The sequence below is a fragment of the Ensifer sp. LC163 genome, from assembly GCF_001695855.1.
GTDB lineage: Bacteria > Pseudomonadota > Alphaproteobacteria > Rhizobiales > Rhizobiaceae > Ensifer.
The window spans coordinates 128,266-145,867 of record NZ_MBSS01000012.1 but is presented as its reverse complement, the minus strand read 5'-3'; the positions used below and the strand labels follow the sequence as shown (position 1 = coordinate 145,867).

17 protein-coding genes and 1 tRNA gene are annotated in these 17,602 nt (G+C 61.5%); 11 read left to right on the top strand and 7 right to left on the bottom strand.

Features of this window, described 5'->3' with window-relative positions; translation table 11 throughout:
• Positions 1–296: 296 nt before the first annotated feature.
• The 4 genes from ribH (at position 297) to BC360_RS10560 (ending at position 4,809) form a co-directional block, all read left to right on the top strand.
• A complete protein-coding gene (gene ribH, locus BC360_RS10575) occupies positions 297–758 on the top strand; it encodes a 6,7-dimethyl-8-ribityllumazine synthase (RefSeq protein ID WP_053246992.1) in 462 nt (153 codons plus the stop codon).
• Complete coding sequence (nusB, locus tag BC360_RS10570; RefSeq protein ID WP_053246993.1) at positions 755–1,237, top strand: transcription antitermination factor NusB; 483 nt, start codon at positions 755–757, stop codon at positions 1,235–1,237. The genes ribH and nusB overlap by 4 nt, the downstream gene beginning before the upstream one ends.
• Positions 1,238–1,268: 31 nt before the next feature.
• Complete coding sequence (locus tag BC360_RS10565) at positions 1,269–2,474, top strand: MFS transporter (RefSeq protein WP_065795553.1); 1,206 nt, start codon at positions 1,269–1,271, stop codon at positions 2,472–2,474.
• 199 nt (positions 2,475–2,673) lie between these two features.
• Positions 2,674–4,809, top strand: coding sequence for a sodium-translocating pyrophosphatase (locus tag BC360_RS10560; RefSeq protein WP_065795163.1), 2,136 nt, complete (start codon positions 2,674–2,676; stop codon positions 4,807–4,809).
• 71 nt (positions 4,810–4,880) lie between these two features.
• Here BC360_RS10560 and BC360_RS10555 read toward each other — a convergent pair whose 3' ends face one another.
• Positions 4,881–5,387, bottom strand: coding sequence for an outer membrane protein assembly factor BamE (locus BC360_RS10555; protein ID WP_083222507.1), 507 nt, complete (start codon positions 5,385–5,387; stop codon positions 4,881–4,883).
• Between the two features lie 138 nt (positions 5,388–5,525).
• Between BC360_RS10555 and BC360_RS10550 the strand changes: the two genes are divergently transcribed.
• The 6 genes from BC360_RS10550 (at position 5,526) to BC360_RS10525 (ending at position 10,055) form a co-directional block, all read left to right on the top strand.
• On the top strand, positions 5,526–6,065 hold the full coding sequence (locus BC360_RS10550) for a ubiquinol-cytochrome C chaperone family protein (RefSeq protein ID WP_065795162.1): 540 nt from the start codon (positions 5,526–5,528) through the stop codon (positions 6,063–6,065).
• Between the two features lie 95 nt (positions 6,066–6,160).
• Positions 6,161–6,712 (top strand): YceD family protein, encoded by a 552-nt coding sequence (locus BC360_RS10545; RefSeq protein WP_065795161.1) that lies wholly within the window; start codon positions 6,161–6,163, stop codon positions 6,710–6,712.
• Between the two features lie 201 nt (positions 6,713–6,913).
• Positions 6,914–7,972 (top strand): phosphate acyltransferase PlsX, encoded by a 1,059-nt coding sequence (gene plsX / locus BC360_RS10540; RefSeq protein WP_065795160.1) that lies wholly within the window; start codon positions 6,914–6,916, stop codon positions 7,970–7,972.
• Positions 7,973–7,976: 4 nt separating this feature from the next.
• Complete coding sequence (locus BC360_RS10535) at positions 7,977–8,948, top strand: beta-ketoacyl-ACP synthase III (RefSeq protein ID WP_065795159.1); 972 nt, start codon at positions 7,977–7,979, stop codon at positions 8,946–8,948.
• A 92-nt stretch (positions 8,949–9,040) separates the two neighbouring features.
• Positions 9,041–9,379 carry an integration host factor subunit alpha gene (locus BC360_RS10530; RefSeq protein WP_065787180.1) on the top strand — a complete coding sequence of 113 codons (339 nt, stop codon included), beginning with the start codon at positions 9,041–9,043 and terminating at the stop codon, positions 9,377–9,379.
• Positions 9,380–9,518: 139 nt separating this feature from the next.
• Positions 9,519–10,055 carry a MerR family transcriptional regulator gene (locus BC360_RS10525; RefSeq protein ID WP_053247628.1) on the top strand — a complete coding sequence of 179 codons (537 nt, stop codon included), beginning with the start codon at positions 9,519–9,521 and terminating at the stop codon, positions 10,053–10,055.
• 392 nt (positions 10,056–10,447) lie between these two features.
• Here BC360_RS10525 and BC360_RS10520 read toward each other — a convergent pair whose 3' ends face one another.
• Entirely contained in the window at positions 10,448–10,681 is a 234-nt protein-coding gene (locus BC360_RS10520) for a hypothetical protein (RefSeq protein WP_065787179.1), read from the bottom strand.
• A 356-nt stretch (positions 10,682–11,037) separates the two neighbouring features.
• On the opposite strand from BC360_RS10520, the gene BC360_RS10515 reads away from it, so the two are divergent.
• Positions 11,038–11,114: transfer RNA gene (locus BC360_RS10515), tRNA-Pro, on the top strand.
• Positions 11,115–11,695: 581 nt separating this feature from the next.
• Here BC360_RS10515 and BC360_RS10510 read toward each other — a convergent pair.
• The 5 genes from BC360_RS10510 to BC360_RS10490 are packed head-to-tail and all read right to left on the bottom strand — an operon-like array spanning position 11,696 to position 17,498.
• Positions 11,696–12,886, bottom strand: coding sequence for a glycosyltransferase (locus BC360_RS10510; protein WP_139109989.1), 1,191 nt, complete (start codon positions 12,884–12,886; stop codon positions 11,696–11,698).
• Positions 12,883–14,127 (bottom strand): O-antigen ligase family protein, encoded by a 1,245-nt coding sequence (locus BC360_RS10505; protein ID WP_065787177.1) that lies wholly within the window; start codon positions 14,125–14,127, stop codon positions 12,883–12,885. Before BC360_RS10505 ends, BC360_RS10510 begins: the two co-directional genes overlap by 4 nt.
• Positions 14,124–15,686 (bottom strand): undecaprenyl-phosphate glucose phosphotransferase, encoded by a 1,563-nt coding sequence (locus BC360_RS10500; protein ID WP_065795158.1) that lies wholly within the window; start codon positions 15,684–15,686, stop codon positions 14,124–14,126. Before BC360_RS10500 ends, BC360_RS10505 begins: the two co-directional genes overlap by 4 nt.
• A 58-nt stretch (positions 15,687–15,744) precedes the next feature.
• The gene (locus BC360_RS10495) at positions 15,745–16,917 is read right to left on the bottom strand and encodes a glycosyltransferase family 4 protein (RefSeq protein WP_065795157.1); all 1,173 of its coding nucleotides are present in this window, start codon (positions 16,915–16,917) and stop codon (positions 15,745–15,747) included.
• Between the two features lie 5 nt (positions 16,918–16,922).
• Entirely contained in the window at positions 16,923–17,498 is a 576-nt protein-coding gene (locus tag BC360_RS10490; RefSeq protein WP_065787174.1) for a polysaccharide biosynthesis/export family protein, read from the bottom strand.
• Between the last annotated feature and the right edge of the window lie 104 nt (positions 17,499–17,602).

Genomic DNA, 17,602 nt, shown 5'->3' with positions numbered 1-17,602 from the left:
CGGATCGATATCATGCATTAGGGACAACCTTCGCTTGATTTCCATTGTCCGGGCCGGCTTTCTCTCCGACCAGGCGTTGTATCCGGCCTGATTATTGTCATTGTCGGCAACGCCTGGCTACCCCCTCAAGCGTGACACAAGCGTTCCACCCCGCCTGGAGCGGGTAGGGCGCCAAGGGTGCCTCACGCGGCAAAAGGGCGCCAACAGCGGAATTTGCTTGCCATTCGGCGCCGGTCATGGTTTGACCGCCGCCTCAGCCGGTCGCACCGGCGCGGAAATCTCAAGACAGGTGATCCATGGCGAAGACCAAGGCTGCCCACATCCTGATTGTGGAAGCACGCTTCTATGACGATATGGCCGACGCATTGCTCGATGGCGCCAAACATGCGCTGGATGCAGCCGGAGCGACCTATGATATCGTGACGGTTCCCGGTGCCCTCGAAATCCCGCCGGCAATCGCCATGGCGCTCGATGGCGCGGACGATGGCGGCACCGCTTATGACGGCTTCGTCGCGCTCGGCATGGTCATTCGCGGCGAGACCTATCATTTCGATATTGTCGCGAACGAATCCTCGCGCGCGATCATGGACCTCGCCGTCAGTGAAAGCCTTGCCATCGGCAACGGCATATTGACGGTCGAAAACGACGATCAGGCCTGGGCGCGGGCGCGCCGGGCGGAAGGCGACAAGGGCGGCTTTGCAGCGCGCGCTGCGCTGACGATGATAGAACTGAAGAAGAAATTGGGCACGGAACAGTGACGAACACCCCCTCGGATCAGCCATTGAAGCAGGTCAACCAACGCGGCGCGGCACGCCTTGCTGCCGTGCAGGCGCTTTACCAGATGGATATCGGCGGCACCGGCGTGCTGGAAGTCGTCGCTGAATACGAGGCACACCGTCTCGGCCAGGAACTGGACGGCGACACATACCTGAAGGCCGATGCCTCCTGGTTCCGGTCGATCGTGGCAGGCGTCGTGCGCGACCAGCGCAAGCTCGACCCGCTGATCGGCTCGGCGCTACAGGATGACTGGGCGCTGTCACGGCTCGATTCCACCGTTCGCGCCATCCTGCGCGCCGGTACCTTCGAGATGCTGGAGCGCAAGGACGTGCCTGTTCCGGTGATCGTCACGGAATATGTCGAAATCGCCAAGGCGTTCTTCGGAGACGACGAGCCGAAGCTGGTCAATGCCGTTCTTGACCGGATTGCCCGGCAGGTTCGCGGCGAACCGAAGAAGTAGCGCGGCCATGGTTGCGGCCGCCGTCGATGACATGGGCTCTGCCCTTGGCGAAGCGCGTCGCAACGTCTTCCTTCTGACGGCGGCGCAGGCGATCCTTGGCGTCGTCGGCCCGATTTGTTTTGCCGTCGGCGGTGTTGCCGGCTATCAGCTGCTTGCAGACGACAAGTCGCTGGCGACCGCGCCGCTGACCGCCTACAACGTCGGCATGGCGCTCGGCGTCATTCTCGTGGCGACGCTCTCGCGTTTGATTGGTCGCCGCCTTGCCTTCATGGTCGGTACCGGGATTGCCGCGGTCGGCGCCGCGATCGCCGCAGTCGCGCTCTTTCGCGAAAGCTTCTGGCTCTTTGCCTTCGGTCTTTCCGTGCTCGGCTCCTCCAACGGTTTTACCCAAAAGCTGCGCTTCGCGGCCGCTGACGCCTCGCCATCCTTCTACAAACCGAAGGCGATATCGTGGATCCTGGGCGGGGGCATCGTTTCCGCGGTGCTCGGCCCACAGATCGTCATTTTCGCCGGTGACTTCTTCGCGCCGGTTGCCTTTGTCGGCGCCTTCATCGCCTTGCTGCCGATCTGCTTGTTGGCCGCATTCTTCTTTGCGCCGTTGCGTCTGCCGGAGCAGGGGGCCGTGGCCAGCGAGCATCACGGTCAGGCCGCCCGTTCACTCGGTGAGATCGTTCGCAGCCAACGCTTCATCACCGGCATGGTCTGCGGCATATCGAGCTACGCGCTGATGACGTTCATGATGACCGGTGCGCCGGTGGCCATGGTCGTCGGCTGCGGCTTCTCCACCGAGCTTGCGACGCTCGGCATCCAGTGGCATGTGCTCGCAATGTTCGCGCCAAGCTTCTTTACGGGATGGCTGATCACGCGCTTCGGCGCGGAACGCATTGTTGCCTGCGGGTTGCTGTTGCTCATGGCCTGCGCCGCTGTCGCACACATGGGCCTGGAACTCTGGAATTTCTGGGGCGCCCTGGTGCTTCTCGGTCTGGGGTGGAATTTCGGCTTCATCGGCTCGACCGCCATCGTTGCCGGCAGCTACCGCCCGCAGGAGGCCGACAAGGTTCAGGCCTTCCACGACATCATCCTGTTTACCACTGTCGCGCTGTCGTCCTTTGCCTCCGGCAAGGTTCTGTCGGTCTATGGCTGGGATATGCTGAACGCCGTCGTCTGGCCGGTGACGGCCGTCTGCCTAATTCTGCTCTTCTTGCTGATGCGCGCTCGCCCCAACGTTGCGGCCTGAGCAGCCGCTTTTCTCCGAATTCGTCAGTTCGCGCAGGCCCGCCGGTAGTTCATTTTCCGGGGCTTGACGATCTATCGTTGCAACCGCACTCTGGCCGCGCCGTGAGGGGTGCTGCTTGAGGAGGTGGTGCGTGATTCGCGGATTTGAGGGGCCTGCGGCCGGGAGTGAGTCCGCGGGTTGAAACGGAGGGTAATGCGAAATGACCATTTTGTTGGGCGTTATCGCATGCGGGTTGCTCGCGGTGGCTTATGCCATCTGGGCAACACAGTCGGTGCTGGCCGCCGACCAGGGGAACGCCCGCATGCAAGAAATCGCAGGCTACATTCGTGAAGGGGCGCAGGCCTATCTCACGCGTCAATACAGAACCATTGCCATCGTCGGCGTCGTCGTTTTCATCGCTGCCTGGGTTCTTCTTTCTTCCGCAGCCGCTTTCGGCTTTCTCGTTGGTGCAGTGCTTTCGGGTGCAGCAGGGTTCATCGGCATGCACGTTTCCGTTCGCGCGAACGTGCGCACTGCGCAGGCCGCTTCGGTCAGCCTTGCATCCGGTCTCGATATCGCCTTCAAATCCGGCGCGATCACCGGCCTTCTCGTCGCGGGCCTCGCCCTTCTCGGCGTGTCGGTCTATTACCTCATCCTGACGGCAGGCCTGGGTCACGAGCCCGGTTCGCGTGAAGTGATGGACGCACTGGTGGCGCTCGGCTTCGGCGCATCGCTGATCTCGATCTTCGCCCGTCTCGGTGGCGGCATCTTCACCAAGGGTGCTGACGTTGGTGGCGACCTCGTCGGCAAGGTGGAGGCAGGGATCCCGGAAGATGATCCGCGCAACCCTGCGACCATCGCCGACAACGTCGGCGACAACGTCGGCGACTGCGCCGGCATGGCGGCCGACCTGTTCGAGACCTACGCCGTCTCGGTGGTGGCAACGATGGTGTTGGCTGCGATCTTCTTCGCCGGCACGCCAGTGCTCTCGACTGTCATGGCCTATCCCCTGGCAATTTGCGCGACCTGCATCATCACCTCGATCGTCGGCACCTTCTTCGTCAAGCTCGGCAGCAACAACTCGATCATGGGTGCGCTCTACCGAGGCCTGATCGTCACGGGTGCGCTGTCGATCTTCGGACTTGGCGCTGCCACGTCGCTGACAATCGGCTGGGGCTCGATCGGAACGGTTGCGGGCCAGGACATCACCGGCTGGAACCTGTTCCTGTGCGGTATCCTCGGCCTGGTGGTCACGGCGCTGATCGTGGTCATCACCGAATACTACACCGGCACCAACAAGCGCCCCGTGAACTCCATCGCCCAGGCGTCGGTCACAGGCCACGGCACGAACGTGATCCAGGGGCTTGCGGTCTCGCTGGAGTCGACGGCGTTGCCGGCCATCGTCATCGTCGGCGGTATCATTGCGACCTATCAGCTCGCCGGCCTGTTCGGCACGGGTATAGCCGTGACCGCGATGCTTGGCCTTGCCGGCATGATTGTGGCACTCGACGCCTTCGGTCCGGTGACGGATAATGCCGGCGGTATCGCGGAGATGTCGCACCTGCCACCGGAAGTACGCAAGTCGACCGACGCGCTCGATGCCGTCGGCAACACTACGAAGGCCGTGACCAAGGGCTATGCCATCGGCTCGGCCGGCCTCGGCGCACTGGTTCTGTTTGCAGCCTACGCCAACGACCTCCGCTACTTCGCCGCCAATGGCGACAAATATCCGTACTTCGCCGATGTCGGTCCGATCTCCTTCGATCTGTCGAACCCCTATGTCGTTGCCGGACTGATCTTCGGTGGCCTCATTCCATATCTCTTCGGCGGCATCGCGATGACGGCCGTCGGCCGTGCGGCAGGGTCGATCGTCGAGGAAGTGCGTCGCCAGTTCCGAGAAAAGCCCGGCATCATGGCAGGCACGGAGAAGCCTGATTACGGTCGCGCCGTCGACCTGCTCACCAAGGCGGCGATCCGTGAGATGATTGTCCCTTCGCTGCTGCCGGTTTTGGCGCCGCTCGTCGTCTATTTCGGCGTGCTGCTGCTGTCCGGCTCCAAGGCATCCGCCTTCGCGGCACTGGGCGCGTCGTTGCTTGGCGTCATCGTCAACGGCCTGTTCGTGGCGATCTCCATGACCTCGGGCGGCGGTGCCTGGGACAACGCCAAAAAGAGCTTCGAGGACGGTTTCGTCGACAGGAACGGCACCCGGCATCTCAAGGGTTCCGAAGCCCACAAGGCGTCGGTGACCGGCGACACCGTCGGCGATCCCTACAAGGATACGGCCGGCCCGGCGGTAAACCCGGCGATCAAGATCACCAACATCGTGGCGTTGCTGCTCCTGGCCGTCCTCGCCTGACGTTCGCCTGAAACGAAAAGGCCCGCGGGACGCAAGTTCCGCGGGCCTTTTTTGTCGTAGTGAACCTCGGTTTAGTCGCCGAAGTTCTTGAAGAGATTTGTCGCTGCAGCCTTGCCGGCGCCGGGGCCGGTGAGAAGCTGGCCGAGGAAGCTCGTTTCCTTGCCGCCGGTCGGCGTCGTGCGCGTCAGCATGTCGAAGACCTTGCCGTCCTTGAGCGTGTAGTGCGCAAGCTGGCTGACCGTGCCTTCCTTGTCGAAGTAGACGGCCAGAATCGACTGGTCGACGAGCTGCGGCTTCATGAACGCCACGGGCCGTTTGCGGGTCTGCGAGATGTAGTAGAATACCTCGTTGTCGAAGGTCGCGGTCGTCGACGGCGTGCCGAGCGAAAGCATGACCTGTTCACGGCTGGAGCCGACCGGAACGAGATTTAGCGTTTCCTGATCAACCACATAACCCTGGTGGAGAACTTCACCGACATTAGCGGACTGGCAGGCGGAGAGAGCAATGGTGCTAACAGTCGCTACGGCCGCAGCTCGGCCAAGGACCTTCAAATTTGTTCTGAAAAACCGCTTCGTCAACGACAGCTCCCTTTGGAGTAACGATGGCAGATCCGCCATTGCAATTCGTGCATGCTTCGGTAAACCAGCTTCAGCTATCATGCAACAACGTCATGGGCGCTTGCGCGCATTTCGAGAAAGCCAAAGCTGGGCTTTGTGATGATTTTTGGACTGTTCAAAAGAAAAAGCGGCAATATTGCGATTGTCGAACGGCAATATGCATTGTTGACCGCGGCGGCGCGTCAGCCGTACCTCTACACTGACCTCGACGTGCCCGACACGGTGATGGGCCGTTTCGAGATGCTGTCGGCCGTGCTGATCCTCTATTTCCGGCGCACGCGCGGATCGGCGCGCGCCGGCCAGGAGATCGCCCAGGAGATTGTCGACGCCTTCTTCGAGGATGTCGACCATTCGATCCGCGAGCTCGGCGTCGGTGACGCGGGCGTGCCGAAGAAGATGAAGAAGCTTGCCGGCATGTTCTACGGCCGGCTTGAATCCTATGCGGCGGCGCTCGAAGGCCGGGACGCGGCCGCACTTGCTGCGGCACTGAAGCGTAACTTCTATCCGAAGGGCGATGGCGGGGAGCCGGCGATGGGTGGCCTGGCGACCTATCTCCTCTCCGTTGAGGAACGGCTCGCGGCTGAACCGGAAGGCGTTGTCGAAACGGGCCAGTTGCGCATCCCCGCCGCCGGAGAGTAATAGACGGCCATCGATGCCGCGCGTGCCAACCCGGCGCGCGGACTATCCGCGAAGAGCGTGCCGACAGCGGCGCCCGCGCGAGGAAGGATCTGACCATGAAAGACGAAAGCCGGCCGGCATTCTCCTACCCGGTGAAGGTCGGGCATATCTCGGCCAATGCCGTGACCGTGCACCTCACAGCAAACGAGAGCGAACGGCGGGCGCTCGCCGAACTGTGGGATGTGCGCGAAGTCGTTTCGCTTTCAGCGGATCTGCAGATCGCCCGCTGGAAGAAGGATGGTGTCAAGATCAAGGGCGACGTTACCGCCAGGATCGTACAGTCCTGCGTCGTGACCCTCGAGCCCGTCGAGGCGGATATCCGAGAGCCCGTCGACGCTATCTTCGTACCGGAAGGATCGAGGCTCGCCCGCCAGGCCAGCAACGATGGTGGTGAGATGATTCTCAACCCCGACGGACCCGATATCCCCGATACCTTTACCGGCGACACGATCGATGCCGGTGTCGTCGTCAGCGAGCATGTGGCGCTGGCGATCGAGCCCTATCCGCGTAAACCGGGCGTGACTTTCGGTGCGCGCATCGAAAGCACGGCGGCGGACGACGAGAAGCCGAACCCGTTTGCAGCGCTGAAGGACTGGAAAAAGGACTGAGGCTGCCAAAGCCTCCCCTACAATTCGGTTGTCACGCGGGCGAAAAGCAGTATTTTGGCGCGACTCCGGCCAAATGAGCCGCCGCAGCGATCTGCCGCGTGCCTGGCTCAAGCGTCAGAAGCAATATGTATCGTCGTTGCGTTCGAATGCGCGCGCCACGGCAGCACGTGTTGTGTGGCAGGAAAAAAGGATAAGACACGCGTGGTCAGAATTTCTCTTGACGTGATGGGCGGCGACTATGGTCCTGAAGTCGTCATCCCGGGCGCCGCACGGGCGCTTGAACGTCATCCGGACATAAGGTTTGTCCTGTTCGGCATAGAAGCGCAGTGCGCTGATATTTTGGCCAAACATCCCAAGCTCAAGGCCAACAGCACCTTCCACGATTGCGAGGTCGCCGTCGGCATGGATGAGAAGCCGAGCCAGGCGCTGAGGCGCGGCCGCGGCAAGTCGAGCATGTGGCGGGCGATCGATGCGATCAACGCCGGCGAAGCCGACGTCGTCGTATCGGCCGGCAATACCGGCGCGTTGATGGCCATGTCGGTTTTCTGTCTGCGCACGATGCAGGGCATCCAGCGCCCGGCAATCGCTGCGATCTGGCCGACGCTGAAGGGCGAGAGCATCGTGCTGGACGTCGGCGCCACCATCGGTGCCGATGCGCAGCAGCTTATGGATTTTGCGCTGATGGGCGGCGCCATGGCGCGAGCGCTGTTCGAGATCGAACGCCCGACCGTCGGACTGCTCAATGTCGGCGTCGAAGAGATCAAGGGCCAGGAGGAAGTCAAGGAAGCCGGGCGTCTCATCCGTGACGCTAATGTCGAAGGCTTCGACTATTACGGCTTCGTCGAAGGTGACGATATCGGGCGCGGCACCGTCGACGTGGTGGTCACCGAGGGCTTCTCCGGCAACATAGCGCTCAAGGCCGCCGAAGGAACGGCGCGACAGATTGCCGAATATCTCCGCGCGGCCATGTCGCGTACGCTGATGGCCAAGATCGGCTACATCCTGGCCAAGGGTGCCTTCGATCGCCTGCGCGAAAAGATGGACCCGCGCAAGGTCAATGGTGGTGTCTTTCTCGGCCTCAATGGTGTCGTGATCAAGAGCCATGGTGGCGCCGATGGCGAGGGCTTTGCGGCTGCGATCGACGTCGGCTACGACATGGTGAAAAATGGCCTGAAGGCGAAGATCGAAATCGATCTGGCGAAGTACCACGGCGCAGAGCCGCCGAGCGCGCTTCCCGCCGGCATGAATGATGAGGTTTGAATAAATGATCCGTTCCGTCGTCCGCGGCTTCGGTGCAGCGTTGCCGAAGCGCGTTGTCACCAATCAGGAGCTGGAATCCAAGGTCGATACGTCAGACGAGTGGATCGTCCAGCGCACCGGCATCCGCCAGCGCCACATCGCCGGCGAAGGCGAGACGACGGCCTCGCTCGGCGAAGCTGCCGCACGCGCAGCACTCGACAGTGCCGGCCTGACCGCCGCTGATCTCGACCTGATCATCCTGGCGACGTCGACCCCTGACAACACGTTTCCGGCAACCGCCGTCAACATTCAGAACCGGCTCGGCATGCACCATGGTGCTGCCTTCGATCTGCAGGCCGTCTGTTCCGGCTTCATCTATGCGGTGACGACGGCGGACGCCTATATTCGCGGTGGCCTGGCAAGACGTGTGCTGGTGATCGGCGCTGAGACCTTCTCGCGCATTCTCGATTGGTCTGATCGCACGACCTGCGTCCTCTTCGGCGATGGCGCCGGCGCGATCATCCTCGAGGCACAGGAAGGCGAGGGCACGATCGCCGATCGCGGCGTGCTGACCGCCAAGCTCCGTTCCGATGGCGCGCATCGCGAAAAGCTCTATGTCGATGGCGGACCGTCGACGACGGGTACTGTCGGCCACCTGAAGATGGAAGGCCGCGAGGTCTTCAAGCATGCCGTCGGCATGATTACCGACGTGATCGAGGCCGCCTTCGAGGCGACCGGAACGACGGCCGAGGACATCGATTGGCTCGTGCCGCACCAGGCCAACCGCCGTATCATCGATGGTTCGGCCAAGAAGCTCGGCATCCCGCTCGACAAGGTTGTGGTGACAGTCGATGTCCATGGCAACACCTCCGCCGCGTCCATTCCGCTGGCTCTGAACACCGCGGCGGCCGATGGCCGGATCAAGAAGGGCGATCTCGTTCTGCTCGAAGCCATGGGGGGTGGCTTCACTTGGGGCTCCGTTCTGATACGCTGGTAAAAAATGCTGAGGCAACGCAGGCGCTTGACCACAAAAGGCAAGGGCAATAGTCTTCGGTCGCTGATCGGCGTGCCAGACATCGGTGGGGGAAGATGAGCGGAAAAACAGTAACACGAGCAGACTTGGCTGAGTCGGTTTTTCGCAAGGTAGGTCTGTCGCGCACAGAGTCTGCCGAGCTGGTGGAAACCGTCATTGACGAAATATGCAACGCAATCGTGCGTGGCGAGAGTGTGAAGCTGTCCTCCTTCGCGACCTTTCAGGTTCGCGATAAGAACGAGCGCATCGGCCGCAACCCGAAGACCGGCGAGGAAGTACCGATTTCGCCGCGGCGGGTCATGACCTTCAAGGCGTCCAACGTCCTGAAGCAGCGCGTGCTGAAATCGCATCTGAGCCGCAGGGCCAAGCATAAGCCGGCCTCTCCCGTATCGTAAGCGGAGGCCGGCAACCACAATGTGGTTGAAAACCCATCCATAAGCCGTTGAAATGGAGCCGATTCGTGCGATCATCGCGCGACATCGGTTCATTGCGGCTGAGGCTTGTCCTGAGTCGCGTGTATGGAATGGGAACGAAATGGAAAAAAGCCCAGACGCTTTTCGCACCATCAGCGAGGTCGCCGACGATCTCGATCTGCCGCAGCATGTCTTGCGTTTCTGGGAAACACGTTTCCAGCAGATCAAGCCGATGAAGCGCGGCGGGGGGCGGCGCTATTATCGCCCCGAGGATGTCGACCTGCTGAAAGGCATCCGCCACCTGCTCTATGACCACGGCTACACCATCAAGGGCGTGCAGAAGCTGCTGAAGGCCAACGGCAACAAGTTCGTGGCGGCGATCGCCAGCGGCGATCTGGCCACTGTCGAGGCATTGGCGGCTTCGAGCAACGAGGAGCCACCGCCGCCGAAGGCGGGTCTCTCCGAAGAGGACCAGATCGTCGGCCGTGCCAAGGCACCCGCCAGCCGCCGCTTCTTCTCTTTCGGCGGCGGCAACGACGACGTTCCGGAAATCTCGCTTGGCAAGTCGTCCTCGGTTGGCAAGGAAGACCGGGCGCTGCTTCAGGAAGCGCTTTACGACCTGCTCGAATGCAAGCGCCTGCTCGATCAGGTACGGTAACCGGCGGCTTTTGTTTCGACGCCTGCAGGCCGGAGCTACCGGTTTCAAAAAATAGAGTTGCGGTGATCCGCAGGCTTCACCATGGCGTGGTCGCAGCCAACGTCGGGCGCCGGCAACTGCAAATGGTCTCAATCGCAATCCTTATCCGACCGCCGTTTTACCGGATGGCTGTCCGCTACAGCGCCGCGCGTCAAGTATGACGCGCAAAGGACGCTGTAAGGCTCTAAACTTGCTGCATAATTTTATCCTTAAATCGGATCCAATTTAAGGAATTATGCAGTAGCCTTCGCCTGAAAACGACGGTGAGCTACTGGCATAGGGAGCGGCGGGTTAGCTGCGCCAGTCCCTGGTGTCCGCAGAAGATCGGCGGCCATGACAAGCCGCTTTACATGTCAAGCGGCGTTTAGATCGGCAATCTCGCCAAACTGAACGAGCAGGCGAGGGCTGCTCATGTCTCCGCTCTCCTCGTCGACCTGAACCGCATAGGCGGCGACGCCGATATGCCTGGGTGCCATGGCCGCTGCAACCTTCTCTGCGCCGGCCGCGGTCGAGGCCGCGCGCATCTCGCCGGGCGCCAATCCACCGCGAACGCGCTTGAAAGGCATAATGATAAACTTCTCTGACATGATGTGAGCTCCGGTTTGTTCTACAAATGTTCTGATGGTGGCGAGAAGTCAACGCCTTAATTCTGCGGTAGGCGCCCGTTGGCCTTTTGCGGTGCGCCCAACGGGCTCCTCGCCTAAGGCGGCGCGCTCGGCGAAGGGAAGCGCAAGGACGCTCGGCGCTGACCGCTGTCCGACGTCGACGGCTGTGTTCAGGTGGAGGGCGAGCTCCAGTTCGGCGAACTCGAAACGTCCCGAAGAGGTTCGTGGGATTCGTCGTTACACTTCGTGCTTATCCACGCCGTTTAATTCTTTTTCGTGCCGAGGTCGAAATTCCTGCTTGCGCTCTAAGCGTTGGTTATATAGGGGTTTCTTCGGTCCGGAGCGTAGCGCAGCCCGGTAGCGCACTTGACTGGGGGTCAAGGGGTCGTGGGTTCGAATCCCGCCGCTCCGACCATTTTTCCCTTTGAGCGCAATGATTTAGGTTTCTAAGTCGTTGCACCCCCAAGCGTTGAACCGGAAAAAAAGACACTCAAAGTGCGCAGCTAGTCCCGAAGAGCCTAGGTCATTTGCTCGTCCTTTTTTGCCTTCCGCTTCTTCGAAAGCGATTCGAGAACCCCAGCAACATCCCCATCATCGACGGGCGCATAGCGTGGCGTGGCCTTGGTATCGGCTTGGCACAGCGGAGGATGCATTCCTCCAAGCGCCTGTCGTTCGTGCGCACAAAGTTGAAGGCGGACTGATGGTCTGCACCGGTTGCTAGGTAGAGCGAGGGCTATCGATTTGCCCGGGATCGAAAGTTCTGGGGTGGAACGGGTCTTGGGCTTGTCGCGCTTCTGGCGTCTCGATCTGTCGGGGGCCAAAGTGGAAGCGCAAAGCGACGAGTTTCCCGTTTTCATGGCGCAATACTCGGCCGATGTCCCGATCATGGATGTTGAAGGTGCCGAGGACGAACTGCTCCGCGTTGCGGATTTCGGCTCTTCACGGGACGATCTGGCCGAACTGCAGCCGGCTCGGTGCTTGTCCGTTGACGTCCGTCTAGACCATTGCCGCGATGCGTCGTCGCTCAGCCAGCTTCCAATAGAGCATTTCGGTGTGATCCAGCATCACATCGAGCGTGAAACGGTCCTTGCGGCTATTGGCTGCTGCCGTGAGTTTCCTCAAGGTGGCGGGGGCTGCGGCCGCGGCCATTGTCTTTGCGAGCTGGGAGATGTCGTCTGTATTCGGCACGATGAAACCGTTGTGACCATCTTCGATCACGGTTCGAGCGCCACCGATATCGCTGGCGATGATTGGCTTGCCCGCTGCTGCTCCTTCCAGCATGACGTAGGACATTGCCTCGTAACGGCTCGGCATGACGAGCACATCGAAGGCAGGGGCAGCTTGCGGGCCGGTGAATGCGGATGTCAGGTGCATCCGGTTCTGCAGGCCGCTTTCGGACATGGCTTGGCGTAGAGAGCCCTCCAATTCGCCGGCGCCGACCATGACGAGGTGGCTGTTCTTCACCGATCCGGCGATGTGCCTGAAGGCGGCGACGAGCCGCTCAGGCGCCTTCTGGGCCGTCAGTCGGCCGATGAACCCGAAGACGAATGCGTCCGGCGCAATACCGAAGCTGGCACGGATGGTCGTTGCCATATCGGGCGAGGGCGGGGCAACGCCATTGACAATGACCGACATCCGCTCTTCCGGCATGTGCAACGACAGGGCGTGGGAACGCTCGTCGTCCGACACGCAGATGAGGTGGTCGGTATAGAACCAAGCGAGGCCCCATTCGATCGCGCCATAGATCAGCCGGCCGCCGCGTCCGAGCGTCGGGTCCAGCGTGCGGAACGCGTGCGGCGTGTAGATGCGCGGCGCATGGCGACCGGGCAGGCGCAGGCGCGTCAGTGCCCCGGCCTTGGAGCTGTGGCCGTGAACGATGTCGAACGGACCATGATCGCTCATGATCCGACGCAGCGCCAGGAAGGCTGCGATGTCGGCGGGACCCGGGGCACGCTTCATATCGACGGCATGGACAGCGGGGAGACCGACGGCCTTCAGTTCGCGAACGAAACTTTCCTCGGCGCGTACCGGAGAGTAGACCGCCTCGACATGATGTCCGCGCAGATGCATGCCGCGGCAGAGATCGATGAAATGCCGACCCGATCCGCCGCCGCTCGGCTCGAGGACTTCGAGCAAGCGCAGTGGCGTGGGCGCGGGGCGCTGCGGCAAGGGATATTCCATGTTCATTGCCGCCATCCGGCCCGCGCGGTTCGACGATGGCGGTACTCGAGGGCGGCACATCCCCAGATGATGCCGAGAAGCATGTAGAAGTGGCGCCAGTGATCGGTATCGATGACGTTGCCGACGCCCACATGACCGATCAGCGCGACCCAGGCGATCATCAGATAAACCTGCCAGGGGCGCTCAAGCAGCAGGAAGCGGAAACCGAGCGACAGCGTCCAGATGATGAGCGCTGCATAGCTGATGAAACCGAGCCAGCCATAGGACGTCAGCGACTTCAGCCAGACATTATGTTCGTCTTCGGGAAAGATCGTGCTGAAGACCATCGGACCGATACCGAGCGGTTTCTCCATCGACATCAGGAACCCAATGCGGTGACGGTCGAAACGGCCGAGATGGCCGCCGTCATAGTCCTGCACGAACTGTGAGCGGCTGGAGAAAAGCGTGGCGACCTGCTCCGATTGCAGCGCGGCCAAGAGGGCGCCGACGACAAACACGCCGCCGACCAACGCCATGACGAGGATGCGCAGACGGAAGAGGCCGTTGCGTTCCTTGAGCAGCATCACGAAGACGAAGGCAACGACGCAGAAAAGGTTGAGAGCCCAAGCCGCACGCGAGAACGACAGGAAGACGCCGAGCGCCAGCACCAGAAGCGCCGCTATCTTCGGCGGCGCCTTGTGGATCGGTTGCGTCAATAGTCCGTGGATCAGATAGAGCGCAGGGACCGACAGGAACGGGCCGAAGACGTTCGGATCCTGGAAGGCGCCCTTGGCGCGGTCATAGAGCGTGAAGTTTTCAGCGCCCGGTATCGCGCCGAAATAGCCAAAAATGCCGAGAAGCGCGGTCAGCACGGCAGCGGTGACCCAGGCATTGAAGATCAGCCTCAGCCGTTGGTGACGGTCCTCGATGATGGCGGCGTAAAAAACCGCCGACAGCGCCAGAAAGCCGGAGACCGCCATGTACATCGGCCCTTTGGTCAGATCGACCATCGTCATCAGCGATAGGATGCCGCCGACGATGAAAAGGGTCAGCAGAGTAAGCAACGGCGCGATGTAGCGCGAGATCTTCAAGCCGAAGAGTGCCCAGAGACCGATGAGCGCCACCATGAACAGCTCATAGGGCGCCGGTTCGGCAATGACGAAACCCGACAGAAACACAGCAAGCGCGACCAGCCACGAACCGAAGAGAGAAAGCGCGGCGAGCTGGGGTCGAAAGACGATCGGCTGTGATGTGTCGACGGTGCTCAATAGGCATTTTCCGTGTTGAGCAGTCGAAACGGCGTCAGGAACAAGATCTTCAGGTCGAAGAGCAGCGACCAGTTTTCAATGTAGTGAAGGTCGAAGGCCGTGCGCAGACGGATCTTTTCGTCATTGTCGATCTCGCCACGCCAGCCGTTGATCTGTGCCCAACCGGTGACGCCGGGCTTGACGCGGTGGCGGGCGAAATAGCCTTCGACGACGTCGGAATAGGTGCGGTTATGCGTCTGTGCCAGTACGGCATGCGGGCGCGGGCCGACAAGTGAAAGCTCGCCTTTGAGTACGTTGAAGATCTGTGGTAGTTCATCGATCGAGGATTTGCGGATGAAGCGCCCGACCGGGGTGACGCGAGGGTCGCCCTTCGTCACTGCGCTGCGTGCGCTCGGGTCGCTCATATGCGTATACATCGAGCGGAACTTGTAGACTTCGATGGTCTCGTTGTTGAAGCCGTGGCGCTTCTGCTTGAAGATGATCGGGCCCGGCGATGTGGCCTTGACCGCGATGGCGGTGCCCAGCATTACCGGCCACAACAACACCAGGGCGACGATGCTGAAGAAGATGTCGAATCCGCGCTTGGCTACGGAATCCCAATCGGCGATGGGTTTGTCGAAGATATCGAGCATCGGCACTTCGCCGACATGGGAATAGCTGCGCGGCCGGAAGCGCAGGTTGTTTGCATGGGCGGCCAGACGGATATCGACCGGCAGCACCCACAGCTTCTTGAGTAGCTGCAGGATGCGCTTTTCAGCGGTCAGCGGCAGCGAGATGATCAACATGTCGATGCGCGCCAAGCGCGCGAATTCGACAAGCTCGTCGACGGTTCCGAGTTTCGGATAGCCGGCAATGACATTCGGAGACCGACGTTCGTCGCGATCGTCGAAGATGCCGCAGATGCGAATGTCGTTGTCGGTCTGATGTTCGAGCGTGCGGATCAGGTCCTTGGCCGGCTGGCCGCCGCCGACGACGACGGCACGGCGTTCCATCGTGCCGTTGCGGGCCCAATGGCGAATGGAATAGGCGATGAAGGCCCGTTCCGCGACGAGGAACACCGCCCCGGAAATGAACCAGCCGCCGAACCAGACACGCGAATACTGGTGACCGGACTTGAGAAAGAACAGCGCGATGGCAATACCGCCGAATGCGATCGCCCAGGAGGCCAGGATCCGTGGGGTGAAGCGCAGCCAGGCGCGCAGGGCGGGGACTTGGTAGGTGTCGGCGATCTGCATGGCGGCAACCGCGAGCGCAGAGCCGCCGATGAGGATCGCGAGGTAAAGCGGCAGCTGATCGAAACCCGGCTGCACATAGAGCGCATTGATGGCATAGCCGATGGCGAAAAGGGTACAGAATTCGAACAGGCGCATCAGGCCCATGATCATGGCGGGCGAATAGGTGTCGGCGCGGAATTGTTCGGCAATTTGTCGGGCGAGGGGGTTGAGCTCCGTCGACGCTTCGCCGCCGGCCTTTTCGTCCGGCGCACGGGTACGGATCTCCGAAATCTTCTTGCGAAGCGCTTCGGTGTCGAAGGCTTCCGACCGCTTAAACTCGTTCATGGCTTCCTTCCGGCACTGAAGTCCTCAGCCGGGATAGCAGAAAGCCACTAAGAAACGCTTACGTTGCAGCCTGCGGCCCCGCAGGAGCCGAGTGGTTTCGACACAAATCACGATAGAGCCGCAGCACCTCGGCCGTCATGACCGAGGCGGCAAATCGGGACTTGAATGTCTTCGGGTCCGGCATGACGCGGGTGGACCAGTCCTTCTCGACGATTGCCGAGGCCATGATCGTGGCAAGTGACTGCGCGTCTGCCGGGTCGGCAAGGGCGGCGTTATGCTTGCCGAGGATTTCGGGTATGCCGCCGACCCGACTGGCGATCACCGGCTTCTGCGCCGCCAGGGCTTCGAGAACGATGTAGGGCATGGATTCCGCTCGGGACGGAATGACGATGTTTCGCGCCAGCGCAAAGGCCTCGCGGGCATTCATGGCCGGACGCATGGTGATCCGTCGTCCGAGGCCCTGCTCGAGCGTGAAGTCGCGGTATTCCTGCTGCTGCGGGCCATCGCCGACCATCAGCGCCGAAAGCGGCCGCCCGATGAGCCGTTCGGCGCGGGCAAAGGCGTCCACAAACAGATCGGGACCCTTCAGGTCCCGCATCATGCCGATATAGAGGAAGTCGACCGCATCCGGCCGCGCCTCCACGGCCTCGAACTCGCGATCGTCGATGCCGTTGTAGATCAGCTCGTAACGCTCGCGCGGCTCGCCGACCTTGGAAAAATAGGTCTGGCGTTCGAAATCGCAGACGAAGACGAGCGCGTCGGTCAGGCGCTCCTGAAACCGCTCCAAGGGAAAGACGACCCGCCCGACAACCGACTTCGGGCTGTAGTGGAGACTGCCACCGTGGGGGGAATAGAGGCGGGCTACGCAATACCTGTTGACCCGCAAGGCTGAACCGATGAGGCGGGCGATGGCGCCACCTTTGGCGCCGTGCCCATGCAACACATCCGGTCGCAAACTTCTGATTTCCTTGTAACCGCGCCACAGCGCGGCAAAATCCCTTGGGCCGATCGAGCGATGGATCGGCATGCGCACGAGACCCAGTGCCAGATAGGGCCGGATTTCGTCAAAGAGCGAATCCTCATAGGACCCGCCGGTTGTACTGTCGCAGAGAATGCCGACCTGGTGGCCAGCCGCCGCGTGCGCTTCCGCCAGATCGCGCACATGGCGGAAAATGCCGCCGACCGGCGACCTGAAGCAATGAATGATGCGCAAGGGACGCTGCGGCTGCATCGAGATCAGAACAGCCGTTCGCGAATGTAAATCGTATCTCCAGCCAGTACGGCGTCGGTGATCGGCACGCGACCGGTGATGATCCGGCCATTGATTTTGCGCGTGACGTCGGCGCTGGCCTGATTGGCGCGCGGTGAGAATCCGCCAGCAACCGCGATCGCGTTCTGAATTGTCATTCCCGGTACATAGGCATATTGCCCTGCCTGGCCGACTTCGCCCATGATGAAGACTGAGCGATAGCGGTCGACTTCGATAGTGACGTCCGGATCGCGCAGATAGCCCTGTTTCAATTTTGCGGCGATCATGCCTTCGAGTTCGGGCAGCGTGTGGCCGCGCGAGGCGACGGTGCCGATCAGCGGGAAGGCAACGTAGCCTGCCTGGTCAACCGTATAGGTGCCGCTCAGGCCGGCCTGCTCGAACACGTTGATGCGCAGCCGGTCACCGCTGTCCAGCCGGTAAGGCTGGATCGTTGCTTCACTGAAGGCCTTGGGTGCCGGCTGATAGCTTGTGCAGCCGCCGAGCAAAATCGACAGTGCTGCCACCGTAATAGCGAGACCCGTCTTCATACCTGCGGTTGACATGCTGCTCTTAGGCTCCGGAAACGACCACCTCTTTCGTCGTTATCGATCCGTTAGGGTTAATAGCTGGTAAACTCGCGGTGGAATTTTCAACGGGGTGCCTGCAG